The following is a 641-nucleotide window of genomic DNA, read 5'->3' as shown; positions in this document are numbered from 1 at the left end:
CAGAATAACCTGTCCAACTCTCAGTCCATGTTGGCCAAGGCTCAAGAGCGCCTGTCTTCTGGTCTGCGTATTAACAGCGCTGCTGACGATGCTGCTGGTCAAGCCATCGCCAACAAAATGACAGCCCAGATCAAAGGCATGGATCAGGCTAGCCGTAACGCGAGCGACGGTATCTCTCTGGTACAAACCATGGAAGGCGGCCTTGATCAAGTTAACGATAACCTTCAGCGTATTCGTGAGCTCGCGGTTCAGGGCGCCAACGATACCAACACTGATGAAGATCGTGCAGCCATTTCCACCGAGATCGACGAGCGCATCGCTGAAATCGATCGTGTAGCGGGCAGTACCAACTTCAACGGCACCAACCTGTTGGCCAGTGGCGCGTCCACGGCGCTGAGCATGCAAATTGGCTCCAACACCACTGCTGACGACACCATTGACGTTAACACTGTTGACGCGACGACCGCGAATCTTGGCGTGAGCGGCTCGGCAGCAACAATTGCCGCGGCGTCTGTTTCGGGTGGCGCTGGGGCGACCAACGCACAGTTCCAAACGCTGATCGACGATGTTGATGCCGCTGTCAAGACGCTTGATACTGAGCGTGCCACTCTGGGTGCTACGCTTAACCGCTTTGACTCGGT

The 641-nt window shown here is 56.0% G+C and carries 1 protein-coding gene; it reads left to right on the top strand.

Going from position 1 to position 641, the window contains the following annotated elements:
* On the top strand, positions 1 to 641 hold a 641-nt coding region (locus tag ACT3UM_RS24195; protein ID WP_498902561.1), incomplete at both ends, for a flagellin N-terminal helical domain-containing protein.

This window comes from Halomonas sp. AOP13-D3-9 (assembly GCF_052379125.1).
Lineage (GTDB): Bacteria > Pseudomonadota > Gammaproteobacteria > Pseudomonadales > Halomonadaceae > Vreelandella.
Note: the sequence above shows the minus strand (reverse complement) of the source record. Positions and strands in the feature narration are given on the sequence as shown.